This is a genomic window from Sedimenticola hydrogenitrophicus (genome assembly GCF_029017505.1).
Taxonomy (GTDB): domain Bacteria; phylum Pseudomonadota; class Gammaproteobacteria; order Chromatiales; family Chromatiaceae; genus Sedimenticola; species Sedimenticola hydrogenitrophicus_A.
Genome location: NZ_JAQGEI010000007.1, coordinates 110,264 through 128,308, shown reverse-complemented (window position 1 = coordinate 128,308; position 18,045 = coordinate 110,264). Strand labels below are relative to the sequence as shown.

Annotated in this window: 16 protein-coding genes; 12 read left to right on the top strand and 4 right to left on the bottom strand. The window is 64.0% G+C overall.

The window, feature by feature from the left end:
* Positions 1-214: 214 nt before the first annotated feature.
* Both O9K64_RS06080 and O9K64_RS06075 read right to left on the bottom strand, forming a co-directional pair.
* Positions 215-1,666: an ATP-binding protein gene (locus O9K64_RS06080; protein ID WP_275097182.1), complete on the bottom strand. Its 1,452-nt coding sequence runs from the start codon at positions 1,664-1,666 to the stop codon at positions 215-217.
* A gap of 268 nt (positions 1,667-1,934) precedes the next feature.
* A complete protein-coding gene (locus tag O9K64_RS06075; protein ID WP_275097181.1) occupies positions 1,935-2,651 on the bottom strand; it encodes a response regulator in 717 nt (238 codons plus the stop codon).
* Between the two features lie 200 nt (positions 2,652-2,851).
* On the opposite strand from O9K64_RS06075, the gene O9K64_RS06070 reads away from it, so the two are divergent.
* The 5 genes from O9K64_RS06070 (at position 2,852) to O9K64_RS06050 (ending at position 8,082) form a co-directional block, all read left to right on the top strand.
* Positions 2,852-3,766, top strand: coding sequence for a Spy/CpxP family protein refolding chaperone (locus tag O9K64_RS06070; protein WP_275097180.1), 915 nt, complete (start codon positions 2,852-2,854; stop codon positions 3,764-3,766).
* 450 nt (positions 3,767-4,216) lie between these two features.
* The gene (locus tag O9K64_RS06065; RefSeq protein ID WP_275097179.1) at positions 4,217-4,618 is read left to right on the top strand and encodes a DUF302 domain-containing protein; all 402 of its coding nucleotides are present in this window, start codon (positions 4,217-4,219) and stop codon (positions 4,616-4,618) included.
* Positions 4,619-4,842: 224 nt separating this feature from the next.
* Positions 4,843-7,281: a heavy metal translocating P-type ATPase gene (locus O9K64_RS06060; protein ID WP_275097178.1), complete on the top strand. Its 2,439-nt coding sequence runs from the start codon at positions 4,843-4,845 to the stop codon at positions 7,279-7,281.
* 13 nt (positions 7,282-7,294) lie between these two features.
* The gene (locus O9K64_RS06055) at positions 7,295-7,519 is read left to right on the top strand and encodes an SHOCT domain-containing protein (protein ID WP_275097177.1); all 225 of its coding nucleotides are present in this window, start codon (positions 7,295-7,297) and stop codon (positions 7,517-7,519) included.
* A 137-nt stretch (positions 7,520-7,656) separates the two neighbouring features.
* Positions 7,657-8,082 carry a hypothetical protein gene (locus O9K64_RS06050; protein WP_275097176.1) on the top strand — a complete coding sequence of 142 codons (426 nt, stop codon included), beginning with the start codon at positions 7,657-7,659 and terminating at the stop codon, positions 8,080-8,082.
* Between the two features lie 54 nt (positions 8,083-8,136).
* On the opposite strand, the gene O9K64_RS06045 is transcribed toward O9K64_RS06050, so the two are convergent.
* Positions 8,137-8,823: a thiol:disulfide interchange protein DsbA/DsbL gene (locus O9K64_RS06045; protein ID WP_275097175.1), complete on the bottom strand. Its 687-nt coding sequence runs from the start codon at positions 8,821-8,823 to the stop codon at positions 8,137-8,139.
* A 252-nt stretch (positions 8,824-9,075) separates the two neighbouring features.
* On the opposite strand from O9K64_RS06045, the gene O9K64_RS06040 reads away from it, so the two are divergent.
* The gene (locus O9K64_RS06040; protein WP_275097174.1) at positions 9,076-10,806 is read left to right on the top strand and encodes an HAD family hydrolase; all 1,731 of its coding nucleotides are present in this window, start codon (positions 9,076-9,078) and stop codon (positions 10,804-10,806) included.
* A 27-nt stretch (positions 10,807-10,833) separates the two neighbouring features.
* Positions 10,834-11,169: a hypothetical protein gene (locus O9K64_RS06035; RefSeq protein ID WP_275097173.1), complete on the top strand. Its 336-nt coding sequence runs from the start codon at positions 10,834-10,836 to the stop codon at positions 11,167-11,169.
* Positions 11,170-11,248: 79 nt separating this feature from the next.
* Here the strand turns inward: O9K64_RS06035 and O9K64_RS06030 are convergent, their stop codons facing one another.
* On the bottom strand, positions 11,249-11,452 hold the full coding sequence (locus O9K64_RS06030; protein ID WP_275097172.1) for a hypothetical protein: 204 nt from the start codon (positions 11,450-11,452) through the stop codon (positions 11,249-11,251).
* Between the two features lie 423 nt (positions 11,453-11,875).
* Between O9K64_RS06030 and O9K64_RS06025 the strand changes: the two genes are divergently transcribed.
* The 5 genes from O9K64_RS06025 to O9K64_RS06005 all read left to right on the top strand — a co-directional run bounded on the left by O9K64_RS06025 (position 11,876) and on the right by O9K64_RS06005 (position 17,860).
* Positions 11,876-12,808, top strand: a complete 933-nt coding sequence (locus tag O9K64_RS06025; protein ID WP_275097171.1) for a MurR/RpiR family transcriptional regulator — start codon at positions 11,876-11,878, stop codon at positions 12,806-12,808.
* Positions 12,805-13,608, top strand: coding sequence for an enoyl-CoA hydratase/isomerase family protein (locus O9K64_RS06020; RefSeq protein WP_275097170.1), 804 nt, complete (start codon positions 12,805-12,807; stop codon positions 13,606-13,608). The genes O9K64_RS06025 and O9K64_RS06020 overlap by 4 nt, the downstream gene beginning before the upstream one ends.
* Positions 13,609-13,621: 13 nt before the next feature.
* Positions 13,622-15,778 carry an acetate--CoA ligase family protein gene (locus tag O9K64_RS06015; protein WP_275097169.1) on the top strand — a complete coding sequence of 719 codons (2,157 nt, stop codon included), beginning with the start codon at positions 13,622-13,624 and terminating at the stop codon, positions 15,776-15,778.
* Positions 15,775-16,590, top strand: coding sequence for an enoyl-CoA hydratase-related protein (locus O9K64_RS06010; protein WP_275097168.1), 816 nt, complete (start codon positions 15,775-15,777; stop codon positions 16,588-16,590). Before O9K64_RS06015 ends, O9K64_RS06010 begins: the two co-directional genes overlap by 4 nt.
* A 289-nt stretch (positions 16,591-16,879) precedes the next feature.
* Positions 16,880-17,860 carry a TAXI family TRAP transporter solute-binding subunit gene (locus O9K64_RS06005; RefSeq protein WP_275097167.1) on the top strand — a complete coding sequence of 327 codons (981 nt, stop codon included), beginning with the start codon at positions 16,880-16,882 and terminating at the stop codon, positions 17,858-17,860.
* Positions 17,861-18,045 lie beyond the last annotated feature (185 nt).

Here is an 18,045-nt window from a genome sequence, read left to right as displayed (position 1 = left end):
GGTCCTCGTGGCGGGGGTGCCACCACGGTTTCGTGACCCCGGTGTAGGGTGAGAAGTGGTACAAGGATGTACCGTTCACGGACCTGAGGATGGTATAAGCGTCAGCGCATCCACCACCGTCATCGGTGGATGCGCCTACCGGCTTATCCACCCTACGTTCTCGGACAGTCGATCGGGCGGGGCTCGGATATTGACGGGAGCGCCGTAATTTCAGCTAACCCCGGTCTGCGGCAGAAATGTCCCGGGTTCTCGGCAGTATGACCTCGGCGATCAGGCCGCCGCCCTCCCGGTTTCTCAGGCTCAGGGTACCGCCGTGGGCCTGGGCGATGTTCTTGGCGATCGAGAGTCCCAGGCCGGTGCCGCCGCTAGCCTTGCTGCGGGAGTCGTCCACCCGGGTAAAAGGTTCGAATACCCGTCCGAGATCGGATTCGGGAATCCCTATGCCGTTATCCGCAATGGTGATCTTCAGGGATTCAACAGAATCCTCCACCTCGATATCCGCCCGGCCGCCGTACTTCACGGCGTTGTCCACCAGGTTGGTGATCAGGCGTCGCATGGAGACCGGGTGGCAGTGGAAGGAGCGGGCGGCCCGACCGTGAAGTGTGATGCGGGCGCCGGACTCCTCGCCATCGATCTGCAGTATCTCCAGTAGGTCGTTGATATCCATCGCCTGTTTCTCGCTGCGCCCGGTCTGGTCGCGCATGAAGTCGAGAATGCCCTGGACCAGCAGCTCCATCTCCTCCAGGTCGCGTTCGAATTTGGCCTGCAGGTTGGCATCGTCGAGCAGCCCCGAGCGCAGGCGCAGGCGGGTGATCGGCGTCTTCAGGTCGTGGGAAATGGCGGCCAGGAAGCGGGAACGTTCATCCACGAACTGGCGGATCTGCCGTTGCATGGCATTGAAGGCGCGCAGTGTGCCGCGCACTTCATCGGGGCCCTCCTCCGCCAGCGGCGGGCGCTGCAGATCCTCTCCCAGGGCCCGAGCCGACTCCGCCAGATAGGCCAGTGGCCGGATGATCCAGCGCACCGCCAGCAGGGCCACCAGGCCCAGGATCAGCAGCACCAGGCCGAGCGCCACGGTGACGCGCAGTGGCCAGGCGGTGGGCCCCTCCGGCAACTGTTCGCCAAAACTGACCCATTGGCCATCCCTTAGCCGCACCTGGATCAGGTGTCTCCCCTGGCTGGGGAGGATCAGCCCCGCTTCGGCCAGGTGCTGATGCATCATCTCCTGCATGCGGGGATTCATCCCCATGCCCATGGGCAACTCGCGCGACGGGTTGAATTGGCCATCCGCCTGTGTACCGGCCAGGGCGAAACGTGTCTCCCGCTCCTCCTCCAGGTAGTAGCGCAGGGCGGTCAGGAAGATGGCGCTGTCGCCGCTCGCGTGGTTGTCTCCCCGTTCCACGGGGGGCAGGGTCAGGCTGATGCGGGTGCCGGGCGCATCCAGGGCCGCTGCCGTCTCCAGGCGCTGTGCGGGTGACATCGGATCGAGGATCTTGACAATGCCGGCGAGGCGCTGGGCGCTGTGTATCCCCACGGCCCGCTGGATCACGTTGCCCCGGTCACTGGTCAGGACCAGGGCGGTGATCAGCTCGGCCAGCACCAGCCCGAACAGCAGCAGGATCACCAGCCGGCTGAACAGGGTGCGCGGGTAGGTCGGCCAGTTCATCCTGAAAACCCCATTCCAACCGCCAAGGACGCCAAGAAAATAACGGTTTGATTTATTTCGATCCCCCACTCCTCGAATTGTGCCTGAGGTGTCGGAGTCAAACCGGGCTCGGTCCGGTGAATCGACGCACGACAGGAGGCTGGTTTGACTCCGACACCTGTGGATTCAGGTAAGCCATTGAATCTCTTTGCGCGCTTTGCGTGCTTCGCGGTTGGTTCGAGGAGTTCGGGGCCGTATGACCGTGAAAATGGCCTCTCCTGCAGATTAATCATGCCTGTTCCACCTTGGCGGAAAGGACATAGCCCTCGCCACGCACGGTCTTGATCAGTTGCGGCTCCCGGGCATCCTCGCGCAGGCGTTTGCGCAGGCGGCTGATCTGGATATCGACCGTACGCTCATCCGGTGTCCAGTCGCGCCCCTCCAGCAGGCCCATCAGTTGGTCGCGCGAGAGTACGCGGCGTGGCCGGTCGAGGAAGATGCGCAGCAGTTTGTACTCGGCCCCGCTGAGGGAGACGATGACGCCGTCCTCCGCCACCAGGTGGCGCGCCGCGGTATCCAGGGTCCAGCCGGAAAAGCGGATCTTTTCGCCGCTCTCCGGGCGGCTCTCCAGGAGGCTGCGGGCGCGCCACAGGACCGCCTTGATGCGCGCCTGAAGCTCGCGGGGATTGAACGGCTTGGGCAGGTAGTCGTCCGCGCCCATCTCCAGCCCGAGAATCCGGTCCATCTCCTCGCCCCGGGCCGTCAGCATGATGATGGGCACATTCGACTTGCTGCGCAGGTTACGGCACAGGATCAGGCCGTCCTCGCCCGGCAGCATCACATCCAGTACCACCAGATTGATCCGGTTGCGTTCCAGTTGCTGCCACATCTGATGGCCGTCCCGGGCCGCCGACACCCGGTACCCGCTCTTGGTGAGATAGGTGGCCAACAGCTCGCGGATCTCCGGATCGTCATCAACTATCAGTATGTGGTCAATCGTCGTCATCTTGTCTGACTCGGTGGTGTTATGCCAGTTATAAACGGGCCTGTGACGTTTTAATGTATCAAAGTGTAACAGTTTGGAGGGTTGAAACAGTTCGCTACCTTTTCGGTCCGATGTCGCAACACTGCGCTACACTACTATGGTTTACTCATGACCAAGAGAGAGCGGTCGCTCGATCAGCAACAACCGATAAGGAGATTGAAATGAGAACGAATCCAAAAGCACTGGTGCTGGCTGTTGGTCTTGGCTTGGGTCTCGCTGTGACCGGTGTATTGCTGGCGCAGAACCCCTACGGCTACCAGGGTGGCCCCGGCATGTATGGACAGCCCGGGATGATGTATCAGGGCCAAAATCCCCAGGGGGGATACGGCATGATGCAGCCCGGTTATACCAATCCTAATATGATGCAGCCAGGCTATGGCGCGCCGAACCAGCAAGGCGGTCCCGGTATGATGCAAGGCCCGGGCATGATGGGCGGTCCCGGTATGATGCAGGGTCCCGGCACGATGGGTGGTCCCGGTATGATGCAGGGCCCCGGCACGATGGGTGGTCCCGGCATGATGCAGGGCCCCGGCACGATGGGTGGTCCCGGCATGATGCAAGGTCCCGGCACGATGGGTGGTCCCGGCACGATGGGTGGTCCCGGTATGATGCAGGGTCCCGGCACGATACGTGGTCCCGGCATGATGCAGGGCCCCGGCATGATGCAGGGTCCCGGCATCATGGGTCGTCCCGGCATGATGGGTCGTCCCGGCATGATGGGTCCCGGCATGATGGGTCCCGGCATGATGGGTCCCGGCATGATGGGGCAGCAGGGAGTGAATCCGGCGGAGCGTCTGGCAACGGTAAAAGCCGAGCTGGGCATCACAGCGGATCAGGAAGCAGCCTGGAACAGCTATGCCGAGGCGCTGCAGTCCCATGTTGCCCAGGGCCAGGCGATGCACCAGACCATGTGGTCGGGCCAGGGGTATGATCCGGCCGCGCACAACGCTCAGCATCGGGCCATGTGGGAGTCACGGCAGCAGGTCGCTAACGCGCTGCAGAACCTGCACTCCGTGCTTACCCCCCAGCAGCAGCAGCAGGCCCGGACACTGTTGGGCCAGGGCGGTTGTCGCTGAAATGGAATCGGGGCGGGAGATGACGCCGGCCCGAATGGCACGTACTTAAGCCAAGAACCACCGTCATCCCGGCGCAGGCCGGAGTAGTGGTGCAGGGATGCACCGTTTACGGACCTAAGGATGGCATCCAGACTGCTTAATGGTGGCGGTGCTCCTGGATTCCGGCCTGCGCCGGAGAAGTGGTGCAGGGACGCACCGGTTACGGACCTAAGGATGGAATGACGAAAATCCTGCAATTCGCCTTAAGTAAGTGCAATTCAGCGCCGGTCCCTTTTACCAGGTTTGTTTACGCAACGTTTGTGCGGGACATGAGCCCCGTGCGTATGGGTAAAGGGACTGTAGCCGTCGGGATAGTGTGTTTTCCCTTTTCCGTGTTGGCCCCGTGCCGGGATGATTCAATCAGGGCCTTTTCGAGATACAACTCACAACAACATACTGAGGAGCAGCACCATGTACGGATTTTCAACTCATCTGACAGGCAATCTGGAGGAGATCGAACAGCAGTTGACCGAGGCGCTAAAGGTCGAAGGGTTCGGAATACTCACGGAGATCGATGTCCAGGCCACCCTGAAGAACAAGCTGGGTGTGGATAGGGCGCCCTACCGGATCCTTGGCGCCTGTAATCCGCCTCTGGCCCACCAGGCGCTGGAGGCCGATCCCGATATCGGGCTGTTGCTGCCCTGCAATGTGGTGATTCGCGAGGAGCCGGACGGCTCGGTCTGTGTCGCCTTCATGGACCCTCGGGCGGTGTTGGGCCTGGTGCAGGGGGAGGGGGTCGAGGAACTGGCGGACGAGGTGCGTTCCCGGCTGCTGCGGGTGCGTGAACAGCTGGGCGGTACCCTGACCGGCTGAGCGGTTGTTGCTGCGGCCGGGCAGGTATGCCCGGCTTAGGACCCGCGCAAGAATAAGTCCCGGTATTCGGTCGCCCCTGGACCCCGCTGGCAGCATTACGCTTGTTGGCAACGCACGCCCTCGGTATTACGGAATTATTCTTGCGCGGGCTCTTGGCGGGGACTGGTGATGAATGATTTCAGGATCATGGCCTTGATCCCGACTGACGATGCAAGGAGATGGTAATGACAGACCAGCTGGAATCCGAGGAGCGGTTGCAATCTGTTGATCCGGTCTGTGGTATGCGGGTGTCGCAACCCGCCGAGCATCGTTATCGCTTTGAAGGGATCGAATACCACTTCTGCAGCGCCCACTGCGTAGAAAAGTTCACCGCCGATCCGGCTGCCTACCTGGAACCGGGGGAGCAGCAATCCGATGTCACGCCACCTGCCGCGGCGGCCGGCTCCACCTACACCTGCCCCATGCACCCCGAGATTGTCCAGGACCACCCGGGCAGCTGCCCCAAGTGCGGCATGGCGCTGGAGCCCATCACCCCGGTGGCGATCGCGCGTACCGAATACACCTGTCCCATGCACCCCGAGATCGTCCAGGACCACCCGGGCAGCTGCCCCAAGTGCGGTATGGCGCTGGAGCCGCGCACCGTGGCGCCCGAGGAGCGGAACGAAGAGCTGATCGACATGAGCCGCCGCTTCCGGGTCGGCGCGTTGCTGTCGTTGCCGCTGTTCCTGCTGGCGATGATTGCCGACCTGGCGCCCAGCTGGCTGCCGGCCGGGGTGTCGATACGCGGGGTCCAGTGGGTCGAGTTTATCCTCGCCACCCCGGTGGTGCTGTGGGGCGGCAAGCCGCTGCTGATCCGTGGCTGGCAGTCCGTGGTGAGCTGGAACCTCAATATGTTCACCCTGATCGGCCTGGGCGTGTCGGTGGCCTGGTTCTACAGCGTGGTGGCGCTGCTGTTGCCCGGGCTGTTCCCGCTCAACATGCGGCATGCCGACGGCAGCGTGCCGGTTTACTTCGAGGCCGCCGCCGTGATCACCGCCCTGGTCCTGCTGGGCCAGGTGCTGGAACTGCGCGCACGCAGCCAGACCAACGCGGCGATCCGGCTGTTGCTCGGCCTTGCCCCCAATACCGCCCGTATCGTGCGCGCGGACGGTGCCGAGGAGGATATCACACTGGATCGGGTAGTGCCGGGAGACATCCTGCGCATCCGCCCGGGTGACAAGGTGCCGGTGGACGGCGTGGTGACCGAGGGACACAGCGCGGTGGACGAGGCGATGGTCACCGGCGAGCCGATACCGGTGGAGAAGCAGCCGGGCGAGCCGCTGATCGGGGCCACGCTGAACGGTACCGGCAGCCTGTTGATGCGGGCCGAGAGGGTCGGGTCGGACACCCTGCTGGCGCAGATCGTGCGCATGGTTAGCGAGGCCCAGCGCTCGCGGGCGCCGATCCAGAAACTGGCCGATATCGTGGCCGGTTATTTCGTCCCGGTGGTGGTGCTGATCGCCGTGGTGACCATGATTGTCTGGGGCCTGTACGGACCGGAGCCGCGCCTGGCCCACGCCATGATCAATGCCGTGGCGGTGCTGATCATCGCCTGCCCCTGTGCGCTGGGCCTGGCGACTCCGATGTCGATCATGGTGGGCACCGGCAAGGGGGCGACCCTGGGCGTGCTGATCAAGAACGCCGAGGCGCTGGAGATCATGGAGCGGGTGGACACCCTGGTGGTGGACAAGACCGGTACCCTCACCGAGGGGCGGCCGCGGCTGGTCTCGGTGCAGGCGCGCGCGCCCTTTGACGAACAGCAGCTCCTGCGGCTGGCCGCCAGCCTGGAGCGGGGCAGTGAACATCCGCTGGCCGAGGCGATCGTGCGCGGCGCCGAGGAGCGGGGAGTGACGCTGGCTGCCACCGAACGGTTCGACTCCATTACCGGGCGCGGGGTCACCGGCTTTATCGATGGCAAGGCGGTGGCGCTGGGCAATCTCAAACTGTTTGAAGCCTTGTCGATCGATCCCGGGACGCTGCCGGGCGAGGCGGAGGCGGGGCGGGCCCAGGGGCAGACCGTGATGTTGGTCGCCATCGAAGGGCAGGCGGCCGGTCTGATCGGCGTCGCCGACCCGATCAAGGCCTCCACGCCCCAGGCGATCCGCGACCTGCATGCCGAGGGGGTAACCGTGGTGATGTTGACCGGTGACAACCGCACCACGGCGGCATCGGTGGCGGAACAACTCGGTATCGACCGGGTGGAGGCGGAGGTGTTGCCGGATCAGAAGGCGGCGATAGTCAAGAAGCTGCAGGCGGAGGGCCACACCGTGGCGATGGCCGGTGACGGTATCAACGATGCCCCGGCCCTGGCCCAGGCCCATGTCGGCATCGCCATGGGCACGGGGACCGATGTGGCGATGGAGAGCGCCGGGGTGACCCTGGTGAAGGGCGACCTGCGCGGTATCGTGCGCGCCCGGCGGCTGAGCCGGGCCACCATGCGCAACATCCGCCAGAACCTGTTTTTCGCCTTCGTCTATAACTCGCTCGGCGTGCCGGTGGCCGCCGGGGTGCTGTACCCCCTGTTTGGCCTGCTGCTGTCGCCGATGATCGCGGCCGCCGCCATGAGCCTGAGTTCGGTCTCGGTGATCGGCAATGCGCTCAGGCTGAGACATCTGGTTGATTAACGAGGAGTATTTTATGATGGGCAACGGTTATGGCATGGGCTTCGGCGGCATCTTCATGTGGCTGTTCTGGCTGCTGGTGATCGTCGGGGTGGTGTGGCTGGTCAAGTCCTTCGTCGCCGGTAACGGCGGCGCGTCCGGGAAGGGGAAATCGGCCCTGGAGATTCTCCAGGAGCGCTACGCCCGGGGCGAGATCGACCAGCAGGAGTTCGAGCAGAAACGCCGGGATCTGGAGCAGTAAGCCGCTACAGGAATAAGCTTGGTAGGGCGGGCACGCTTTTTGTGCCCACGCGGAAGGCTCTGCCCCCTTGCCCGGGATCAATTTTCTGCCGGTCGCCGACGACTATAATTGGCCGCTTGTACAAAGTCGGAGATCCTATGAACAGCTTTCAAACCCTGAAGATATTTGCCACGGCGCTGCTGGTTGCGGTACTGGCCGGACCGGTTATCCAGCGGCTGCTGCCGGGCTGGGCCGCGCTGGCCGGCGAGGTGGGATCGGGTGGTGCCTGGTTCGCCTCGATCATGTATCACATCGTCTACGGCATCATCATCGGTGTCGGCGCGGCGCTGGCGGCGACGCTGTTGGGTCGGTTCGACCGGGTGCTGACCTTGCCGGGTGCGGTTATCGCGGCGCTGGCCAGTGTGCTGCTGTTCGACGCCGGGTACGTGCTGTTGAAGCCGCAGGTGGGAGCGTTTGCCTGGCTGGCACTGGCGCTTGTGCTGATCAGTTTTACCGCCCACGCCGTGATGAGTTTCATCCCCGTCGGTCGCAACAGCGGCGAAGCCAACCGGGAATCCGATTGAGAGATAGCTACTGCCGGTATCGGGGCGCTGGCGGCAACCCCGATACCGGTTCCACTATTTGTCGCCGAGCGCCCGGATGGTCTGCATGAAATCCTCGGCGAACGCTTCGCCATCCAGCTTGGCGAAGTCGAGCTGATACTTGCCGTTGACGATCAGTGAGGGGACGCCGGTCAACTCCGCCTGGTCGAACAGGCGCTTGGAGCGTTCGATCAGGGTCGACACCGCCGCACTGCCCATCGCCTGTTCCAACGCCTCTTTGGTTACGCCTTTGTCCCCGAACAGGGCAGCCACCTCATCCAGTGTGGGATAGCGCTTTTCGTTGCGCATGTCGGCGTAGAGCTGGAACACCCGGTCGTAGTGGGAGTCCCGGATCCCCAGGGTCTCCATGGCGTAATAGATTCGCGCCTCGATCTCCCAGCGCTGATTCGGCGCCGCCGGGATGGTGATGAACTGGATGTCCTGGTTGTTCTGCCGGAACGCCTTGACCAGCGGTTCCAGGCTGTAGCAATGGGGACAGCCGAACCAGAAGAATTCCACCACATAGGGTTCCGTGGCACCCAGTTCGGCGCTCGGCAGCGGCGCCTTGAGCAGCTTGTATTTGTCCTGGGCGATGTCTACCTCGGTCGTCGCCTGGCCGCTCTGTTTGCCGGGTTCGGGCTTGGGGATCTGAGAACCATCGTCGCAGCCCAGCAGGGCCATGGTCAGCGTCAGTGCCAGACTGGCGAGTAGAAACTTTTTCATTATTTTTCCAATGGATAGGTGAAGTAGGGATCGGCCTTGGCAGATAGCTCAAGCCGGGAAGAATAGCCGCACCCCCCGCAGACTTCAACCTGTGCCGTGGTGGGCGCGGTTGGCGACCGCCCGGGATGGGACGGCCTTCACGCCATCCGCTCCCCTGTGTAATACTCACGGCTGCTTCATAATGCGATGAGGCGTTTCAACCGAGTGGCAATAGATCCCCGGCTATAGCGCTGATGAGAGGAGCTGGACCCGTTGAGTTATCGAATCGATTCCACTGTACGGACACTCACCCCACCCAAGACCCTGCTGCTCGACTGGCATGCCACGCTGGTGGATTCGCTGGATGCCATGTATCGGGCCATCGATGACCTGCTGCCGCAGTTTGAAGAGCTGGGGCTGCTAGGCCGCCTGGCCCCGGAGGAGCTGAGCAAAACCCAGGACGACATCAAGCTGGTGCGTTTCGTGCGCATCTTCCGCCGCCTGCACCCGAAGATCCGTGCCGAGCACCGGGTCTCCCGTACCGATATCTTCGACGCCCTGTTCGGCCCCAACCCGGAGGCGATCGCCATCGCCCACAAGGCGTTCAACGAGTGCTACCGGGATCACTTCGGCGAAGTGAAGCCGTTCGAGCCGAAGATGCGCGAGCGGCTGTTGTTGCTGCGCCGGCTGGGCATCCGGTTGGGGGTGCCGACCAACCGCAGTCGGGAATTCCTCGGGCAGGAGATGCGCGGCCTGGAGGGGGGTAGCTGGGTGCAGCTGTTCGACACCACCGTGTGCGGTGATGAGGTGGCCCACCACAAGCCGGCCCCGGATGTGTTGCTCAAGGCGGTGGCCAACCTGAAAGCCGAGCCGGGCCCGGACGTCTGGTACCTGGGGGACAGCCGCACCGACACCATCGCCGCCAAGGAGGCGGGCATCACCAGTATCTTCTACAACGGCGCAATGTGGGACTGGGACTGGCTGGAACGGATCTTCCCCTGTACCGAGCAGCATCCGCACAAACCGGATGCGGTGGTGGATGACCTGGATTCGCTGCTGGATCTGCTCTACAAACTGGAGCCGAAGAACATGACCCCGGAGCGGGCTGCCATCTGGGAGACCCGGCCGGAACGGCTGCCGCCACGCCGCCAGCCGCCGCCGCGCATCGAACCGGACTGGCACCCGGCGGTGGTCGATCTCACCGCCCCGGTGCTGTTGCTGTTCGATTGGCACGCCACCCTGGTGGACACACTGGATGCCATGTATCACGCGGTGGATGACATGCTGCCGGAGCTGGACGCGCTGGGGCTTTCGGAGCGCCTGGTGAATCCCGCCCATAGCAAGACCCCGGAGGACGCCAGGCTGGTGGAGCACGTGCGCGACTATCATCAGCTGCATCCCAAGATCAAGGCCGACCGCAAGATCTCCCGCACCGACATCTTCGAGGTGCTGTTCGGCGGTGACGAGGAGGCCAAGCAGATCGCCCATGCCGCCTTCAACCGCCACTACCGCAATCACTTCGGTGCGGTCTATCCGTTCGAGCCCGGGGTCAAGGATATGCTGGTGGGGCTGCGTGCCCTGGATATGCAACTGGGGGTGCTGACCAACCGCGACCGCGAGTTCTTCGAGCACGAGCTGGCGGCTGTGGAGGGGACCGGCTGGACCGAACTGTTCGACACCACGGTATGCGGGGATGACACGGCGCTACGCAAGCCCCATGCCGAGCCGATACTCAAGGCGCTGGATAATCTCCACCTGCTGCCGGGGCCGGAGATCTGGTATATCGGCGACAGCACCACCGACACCATCGCCGCCAAGCGGGCCGGGGTCACCAGCGTGTTTTTCAATGGCGCCCAGTGGGATCAGCAGTGGCTGGACAAGATTTTTCCCGGTACCCCGCAGCATCCGCACAAGCCGGATGTGGTGGTGAACGACTTCGGCGAGTTCTGGGCGCTCACCCTGGCCTGTCGCGCGGCGCGGCCGCGCAAAGGGTGGAGCATCTGATCGCGCGGATCAGTTCTCCGGTTCGCCATGGATATCAACCGTTTTCACTGCCCGGCCTGCGGACAACGGATCGAATCCTGGCTGGCCCGCCGGCCCGAGTTCCAGTGCGTTAACTGCGGCCAGCGGTTCCGCTCCAACTACCGCCGCTCGCTGAAACGCAGCGCGCTGTTCGGGCTGTTGTTGTGGTTGGGTGGCTCCACCCTGGGTGCGTTGCTGATCGATCCCTGGCAGCTGGTACTGGTATTCGCTGTCGAATTCGGTGGCCTGCTGGCTTTCGGCGCCGCCTTCCTGTTACACCGCTGCTCCATTCGTATTCGCCGGATCGAACATCGTGGCGAGGGCGCCGCTCCTGCCGGTGAATAACCCGCCCGGTGAGCGGCCCGTCCTGTAGGAGGCCCGCCCTCGGGCCGATTGGCGGCGTAGCCGCGATGGCCACATTATTTTAGATTCCGACCCCACTGAAATCGCTGCCGGGCTTGAGCCCGAAGTGCTCTTCCAGCGCCAACTCCCGGATCAGTCCATCCACCGCCGGTCGGCCATGGCTACGCTGTACCTCGCCCAGGATCATGCGTACCGCATGGCGGTTGTAGCCGCTGCCGAACTGCAGCTGCACCTGTATCAGCTCTCTTGCCCGCTGGATATTCATGCCGTTTCTCGCCTGCTGTGTTGGATGGAGCGCGGATACGAATCCGGGCCAATATCGGGACTATATACCACCGGGTTGAAACGGGGTTGCTGTCGATCGTTAAGCCGGCCTGCCGCGCAGGTTCGCGAGTGGGATAGAAGACGGAACCGGCCAGGGTGCGGACCCGGCGTAGGGGCAACCCCCCGTGGTCGCCCGCCCTTCCCGGGCGTCCGTGAACCAGGCAGGCACGGGGGCCTGCCCCTACGATTTGGCGGGTCGGGTTACCCCGACCCATCGAGAGGGACAGGCCTGCGGTTCTGCAATAAAGCACATAAAATTTGCGTAAATAGATCATAAAAGCAAAAAAAAATTGCATTTATCCCGGCCGCTGCCTATTCTTTCTGGCACTTCACACCCTATCCGATGCCGGACACCCCTGAGATTATGGACAGGCAGCGACAAGACGCCACTGACATGGAGAGTGTAAACGGGCCGCGATCCCTTGAGCAGCTCTCCAGACTGTTGGCCGACCTGAAGTCGGGCACCGCCGAGCTGAAGGTCGGCAAGCGGGCGCTGGATGTGCTGGACGGGATGATCACCTACCCCAAACAGTCGGCCATCTCCTCCATCTCGCACCTGGCGAAGACCTTCGATGTCAATCCGTCCACCCTGACCCGGCTGGCCAAATCCCTCGGCTACAAGGGCTTTGCCGAGCTGCAGAAGGTGTTCCGCGACTACACCGCCGGTACGGAAAATTTCTACAGCCGCCGGGCGGGGCAGCTGTTTCAGCAGGAGCAGAGCCGGCACGAGGGGCTACATCTGGCGACCCAGATCGCCAACGAGGAGACCCACAATATCGCCAGCATGCTGGATAACCTGAAGACCGAAACCCTGGACGGGGTGGTGGAGCTGCTGATCCGCTCCCCGCGCATCCGCACCCACGGGCTGCGCCAATCCTATCCGATCGCCAACTACCTCTCCTACGGCCTGGGCCTGATCCGCAACAATGTCTCGGTGCTGAGCATTGCCGAGCACGGTATTGTCCATGGGCTGGCGCAGCTGGAGCCGGGAGACCTGCTGTTCACCATCGGCTGTGCCCCCTATACCCGCAGTACGGTCAGCGCCTCGCGGATCGCCCGCGAGCAGGGGATCGAGGTGGTGACCATCACCGACAACCACGCCTCGCCGCTGGTGGCCACGGCCCGCTACACCCTGATCTCGCCCACCACCGGCTCGTTCTTCAGCAACAGTATGAGTGCCTCCCTGGTGCTGGTCGAGGTGCTGCTCTCGCTGCTGGCGCGACGCCTCGGCGACAAGGCGCTGGATTCACTCATGCGTTATGAAAAACTGATTGGCAAGATGCAATTCGAGATATGAACAGACCACCCGAAAACCTGCCCGAAAATTTGATAGTGACCTGTGACGACGGCATCGGCGAGCTGCGCCTCAACCGTCCCGAACGGCTGAACGCGGTCAACGAGGCGCTCTATGCCGAGCTGCTGCAGCAGTTGCAGCGGCTGGAACAGATGCCGGAGATCCGCGTGATCCTGCTCACCGGCGCGGGGCGCGCCTTCTGTGTCGGGGCCGACATGAAGGCCCACGGCGCGGCCACCCGCAGCCCCTATCAGCGCCGTCAGTACCTGAACGCCGAGCAGCAGGTGTGCCGGGCCATCCGCGAGGCCGCCAAGCCGGTGGTGGCGGCGGTCAACGGCTACGCCCTGGGGGCCGGCGCCGAGATGGCCATCGCCTCTGACTTCATCCTGATGAAGGCCTCCGCCCGCATCGGCCTGCCGGAGATCACCATCGGCACCTTCCTCGGCGGCGGCGTGACCCACACCCTGCCGCGCCTGGTCGGGCTGGCCAAGGCACGTGAGCTGGTGTTCCTGGGGGAGAAGATCGACGGCGCCGAGGCGTTGCGCATCGGCCTGGCCAACCGCTGCTTCGAGGACGACGCGTTCGATGCGCAGGTGCGGGCCTTCTGCCAGCAGCTGGCGCGTGGCGCGCCACTCTCCATGCAGCTGGCCAAGCGCCAGCTCAATGGCGCGGCGGAGCAGGGCTTCGAGGCCGCGCTGCAGGCGGAGCTGGAGGGCATGACCTTCTGCGCCACCACCCGGGACTGGCAGGAGGGGGTGGATGCGTTCCGCGACAAACGCACCCCCCGTTTCGAGGGACATTGAAATGGAGCGGTCCATGAACAACCAGTTGCAACGGATTCTCGCCCCCCGCTCGATTGCCGTAGTGGGTGCCTCCCGTGATCCGGGGAAGCGGGGCAATCTGGCGATCCGCTACCTGCAACAGAGCCAGTTTCAGGGGGCCATCTACCCGATCCATCCGCACGAGACCGAGGTGCTGGGGCTGACCTGCTACGCCACGGTGGAAGAGTTGCCGGAGGCCCCGGACCTGGCCCTGATCTGCACCGCCGCCCACACTCTGCCGGAGCTGATCCGCCGCTGCGGCAGCAAGGGCATCCGCGGCGCGGTGGTGCTGGCCACTGGCTTCTCCGAGACCGGGGAGACGGGCCAGGCGCTGGAGCAGGAGATGGTGCGGGCGGCGCGCGAGAGCGGGCTGCGCATTATCGGCCCCAACACCTCGGGCATGTTCAACACCCACTGTGGCGCCAACCTGGTGGGCTATCGCGATCTGCAGGCCGGCTCCGTCGGCCTGCTCTCCCAGTCCGGCAACATGGCGCTGTCGCTGGTGACCGAGGGTGGGCAACACGCCGCGCTGGGCTTCTCCACCTACGTCGGGGTGGGCAACGAGGCCGACGTGCAGTTCCACGAATACCTGGACTACTTTGCCGCCGACCCCGATACCCGGGTGATCGTCGGCTATGTGGAGGGGCTGAAACAGGGCCGGGCTTTCCTGCAGGCCGCCGCCCGGGTCTGCCTGGAGAAGCCGCTGGTGATCTACAAATCCGGGCGCAGCGCGGTCGGCCAGCAGGCTGCGCGCTCCCACACCGGCGCCCTGGCCGGCAGCTATGCGCTGGCCAAAGGGGTGATGCGCCAGGCCGGGGTGGTGCTGGCGGAGCGTGCCGACGAGATCCTGCCGATGGCCACCACCCTGGCGGCGATCGCCGAACGGCTGCCGCTCAAGGGCAAGCGGGTCGCCATCCTGGCCGATGGCGGGGGACACGCCACCATTGCCGCGGATGCCCTGCATCAGCTCGGTCTCTCGGTGCCGCGCCTGGCCGAGCCGACCCGGGAGCGCCTGAAGAGTCTGCTGCCGCCGGCCGCCGCCTACAACAACCCGGTGGATGTGGCCGGCGGCACCGACAACCATCCGCAACTGTTCGCCGACTGTGCCGAGGTGTTGCTGGGCGACGACGGGATCGACGCCCTGTTGATCGTCGGCCTGTTCGGCGGCTATGCCCTGCGTTTCTCCGAGGCGTTGGCCGAGGATGAGCAGCAGTGCGCCGAGCGTCTGGCCCGGCTGCCGAACCGGTTCGACAAGCCGTTGCTGTTGCAGAGTCTCTACCGGCCGTTGAAGACCGAACCGCTACGCTACCTGGAGCGCGGCGCTATCCCGCTGTTCAGCTCCATCGACGAAGCCACCCGCTGCCTGGCTGCCGTGGTCGACTACAGCGAGGCGCAGAAGCGCCTCTCCAGCCCGGACCGGCGGGGGCAGGGCGATCCCTCGGTAGCGGTCTCGGAGATGATCTACAAGGTGCTGCACAGTGGCCGCGGCAGCCTCTATGAGTACGAGGCCCTGGAGGCGCTTGCCGCCTATGGGGCGGAGGTGGTGCGGCCCTGGCTGATCCGGGACGAGCACGGATTCGGTTCCCTCGACGCGGTTGCGCCGGAGCGGCGCTATGTCATGAAGCTGGTCTCCCGGGACATCCTGCACAAGAGCGATGCCGGGGGTGTCCGCCTCAACTTGGCCGCGGAGGATTTTCCTCGGGCCTATCACGAGATCCTGGCCAACGCCCTGCGCTACCGGCCGGATGCCCGCATCGAGGGGGTGCTGCTGACGCCGATGGCGGCCCCCGGGGTGGAGGTGATCATCGGTGTCACCCGGGATCCGCAGTACGGCCCGGTAATGATGTTCGGTCTCGGCGGGGTGTTTGTCGAGGTGCTGAAGGACGTGGTGTTCCGCACCCTGCCGTTGCGCCGGGCCGATGCCCTGGAGATGCTGCAGGAGATCCGTGGCAGCAAGGTGCTCGACGGCATTCGCGGCGGTGAGCCGATCGACCGGCAGGCGCTGGTCTCGCTGATGCTGGCGGTATCGGACTTGTGCGTGAACCATCCGGAGCTCAGCGAGCTGGATCTTAATCCGGTGCTGGCGCGGGCGGCGGATTACTGTGTGCTGGATGCGCGCATCATCCTCAAACCACTACAGGAGGCTGCATGAGCGGTATCCCGAAACTGGTCGATGCGCAGCTGCAGCTGCAGGAGCGGGTCGCCACACTGACCCTGAACCGCGATGACGTGCGCAACGCCCTGACCGGCACCGCCCTGATCGATGATATCGAAACCACCATTCATTGGATCAACCGTACCCCGGAGATCTCGGCGCTGATTCTCACCGGGGCCGGGCGCGCCTTCTCGGCCGGCGGCAATATCAAGGATATGCAGAACCGCCGCGGCGATTTCGGCGGCGACGTGCACAGCGTGCAGCAGAAATACCGCGAGGGCATCCAGCGCATCCCGCTGGCACTGCACAAGGCGGAGGTACCGCTGATTGCCGCCATCAACGGCGCGGCCATCGGGGCCGGTTTCGACCTCGCCTGTATGTGCGATATCCGTATCGCCTCGGACAACGCCAGGATGGGCGAGACCTTTGTCAACCTGGGCATCATCCCGGGTGACGGCGGCGCCTGGTTCCTGCAACGCTTGATCGGCTATCAGCGGGCAGCGGAACTCACCTTCAGCGGCCGGGTGATCGATGCCCAAGAGGCGTTGGAGATGGGCATCCTGCTGGCGGTGGAACCGCCAGAGGCATTGCTGCCCAGGGCGCGGCAGCTGGCGGCGAGCTTCGCCGCCAAACCACCCCAAGCGCTGCGCTATACCAAGCGCCTGATGAAGCTGGCACAGCGTCAGGAGCTGCCCGACTTTCTCGATAGCTGCGCCCTGTTTCAGGGGATTTGTCACAACACCGAGGACCAGCTGGAGGCGGTCAATGCGTTTATCGAAAAACGTGATCCGGAGTTCAAGGGAAGGTAGGAGCCAGAATGATGTCATCTAACACCGAGCGGGACGCGGATCTTCCTGCTTGCTTGCCGGGACGTCGTAAACCCATCCCTGGGGGCTTGCCACGGCCATCATGGCCGCGGACACCCGTCAACCAAGCAGGCAGATCCTCTCTCACAAGCCGTTGCGTATTTAGAAGGCGTGGCCCTGAGGTAGGACCCTTTTCCCGTCGCCGGGGAGAGGATTGTATGCACATTCTGCGGGTCGGCCCGCGGAGAACGAGAGTAGGAAAACGAGACTGTTCATTTAAGGAGGATTCATCATGTTGAAGAAGAAAATAACCACCCTGGCACTGCTGGCCGGTCTGGCAACAGGTCTGACACTGGGCGCGGCCACCACGGCCCAAGCCCAGTCATTCATCACCATCGGCACCGGCGGCGTAACCGGCGTCTACTATCCCACCGGCGGCGCCATCTGCCGTCTGGTCAACAAGAACCGGAAGGAGCACGGCATCCGCTGTTCCGTGGAGTCGACCGGCGGTTCAGTCTATAACCTGAACACCATCCGCGCCGGCGAGCTGGACATGGGCGTGGTCCAGTCGGACTGGCAGCATCACGCCTTTAACGGTACCAGCCAGTTCGAGGAGGCCGGTCCCAACAAGGAGCTGCGTGCCGTGTTCTCGGTGCACCCGGAACCCTTCACCGTGGTGGCACGTGCCGACTCCGGCATCAAAACCTTTACCGACCTGAAGGGCAAGCGGGTCAATATCGGCAATCCCGGATCCGGTCAGCGCGGCACCATGGAGGTGTTGATGGCGGCGCTGGGCTGGACCAAGGACGATTTCTCCCTGGCCTCGGAGCTGAAGTCGGCCGAGCAGTCCAAGGCGCTGTGTGACAACAAGATCGACGCCATGGTCTTTACCGTCGGCCACCCCTCCGGCTCCATCAAGGAGGCGACCACCACCTGCGACACCGTGCTGGTATCGGTTACCGGTCCGGAAGTGGAGAAGCTGGTCTCGGAGAATGCGTACTACCGGATGGCTACCATCCCGGGCGGCATGTATCGCGGCAATGACGAGGATGTCCAGACCTTCGGTGTGGGTGCCACCTTTGTCTCATCCAGCAATACCCCGGCGGACACCATCTACCAGGTGGTGAAGGCGGTGTTTGAGAATTTCGAGGATTTCCGCAAGCTGCACCCCGCCTTCGAGGTGTTGAAAAAGGAGGAGATGGTGAAGGATGGTCTCTCGGCACCGCTCCACGATGGCGCGATGAAATATTATAAGGAAGCTGGCCTGATGTAAGGCGACACAGGGGGCGGTCCCCGGGCTGCCCGGGTTGGTGCAACCGGAGGTTTCGGGCAACCACGGGGGGTTGCCCCTACGGGAATGTTGAACACCTGAGGGGCGAAGCTGTTCGTAGGGGCAGGCCCCCGTGCCTGCCCGGGGTTGGCATCACCCGAGCAATTCGTGCACAACTCATTGGGAGA

Excerpts from the sequence above, each read along its gene's own strand:
- O9K64_RS06075 (WP_275097181.1), bottom strand. The coding sequence starts at position 2,651 with ATGACGACGATTGACCACATACTGATAGTTGATGACGATCCGGAGATC.
- O9K64_RS06045 (WP_275097175.1), bottom strand. The coding sequence starts at position 8,823 with ATGAAAAAGTTTCTACTCGCCAGTCTGGCACTGACGCTGACCATGGCC.
- O9K64_RS06080 (WP_275097182.1), bottom strand. The coding sequence starts at position 1,666 with ATGAACTGGCCGACCTACCCGCGCACCCTGTTCAGCCGGCTGGTGATC.
- O9K64_RS06020 (WP_275097170.1), top strand. The coding sequence starts at position 12,805 with ATGAACAGACCACCCGAAAACCTGCCCGAAAATTTGATAGTGACCTGT.
- O9K64_RS06035 (WP_275097173.1), top strand. The coding sequence starts at position 10,834 with ATGGATATCAACCGTTTTCACTGCCCGGCCTGCGGACAACGGATCGAA.
- O9K64_RS06050 (WP_275097176.1), top strand. The coding sequence starts at position 7,657 with ATGAACAGCTTTCAAACCCTGAAGATATTTGCCACGGCGCTGCTGGTT.
- O9K64_RS06070 (WP_275097180.1), top strand. The coding sequence starts at position 2,852 with ATGAGAACGAATCCAAAAGCACTGGTGCTGGCTGTTGGTCTTGGCTTG.
- O9K64_RS06055 (WP_275097177.1), top strand. The coding sequence starts at position 7,295 with ATGATGGGCAACGGTTATGGCATGGGCTTCGGCGGCATCTTCATGTGG.
- O9K64_RS06030 (WP_275097172.1), bottom strand. The coding sequence starts at position 11,452 with ATGAATATCCAGCGGGCAAGAGAGCTGATACAGGTGCAGCTGCAGTTC.
- O9K64_RS06065 (WP_275097179.1), top strand. The coding sequence starts at position 4,217 with ATGTACGGATTTTCAACTCATCTGACAGGCAATCTGGAGGAGATCGAA.
- O9K64_RS06060 (WP_275097178.1), top strand. The coding sequence starts at position 4,843 with ATGACAGACCAGCTGGAATCCGAGGAGCGGTTGCAATCTGTTGATCCG.
- O9K64_RS06025 (WP_275097171.1), top strand. The coding sequence starts at position 11,876 with ATGGACAGGCAGCGACAAGACGCCACTGACATGGAGAGTGTAAACGGG.
- O9K64_RS06015 (WP_275097169.1), top strand. The coding sequence starts at position 13,622 with ATGAACAACCAGTTGCAACGGATTCTCGCCCCCCGCTCGATTGCCGTA.
- O9K64_RS06005 (WP_275097167.1), top strand. The coding sequence starts at position 16,880 with ATGTTGAAGAAGAAAATAACCACCCTGGCACTGCTGGCCGGTCTGGCA.
- O9K64_RS06010 (WP_275097168.1), top strand. The coding sequence starts at position 15,775 with ATGAGCGGTATCCCGAAACTGGTCGATGCGCAGCTGCAGCTGCAGGAG.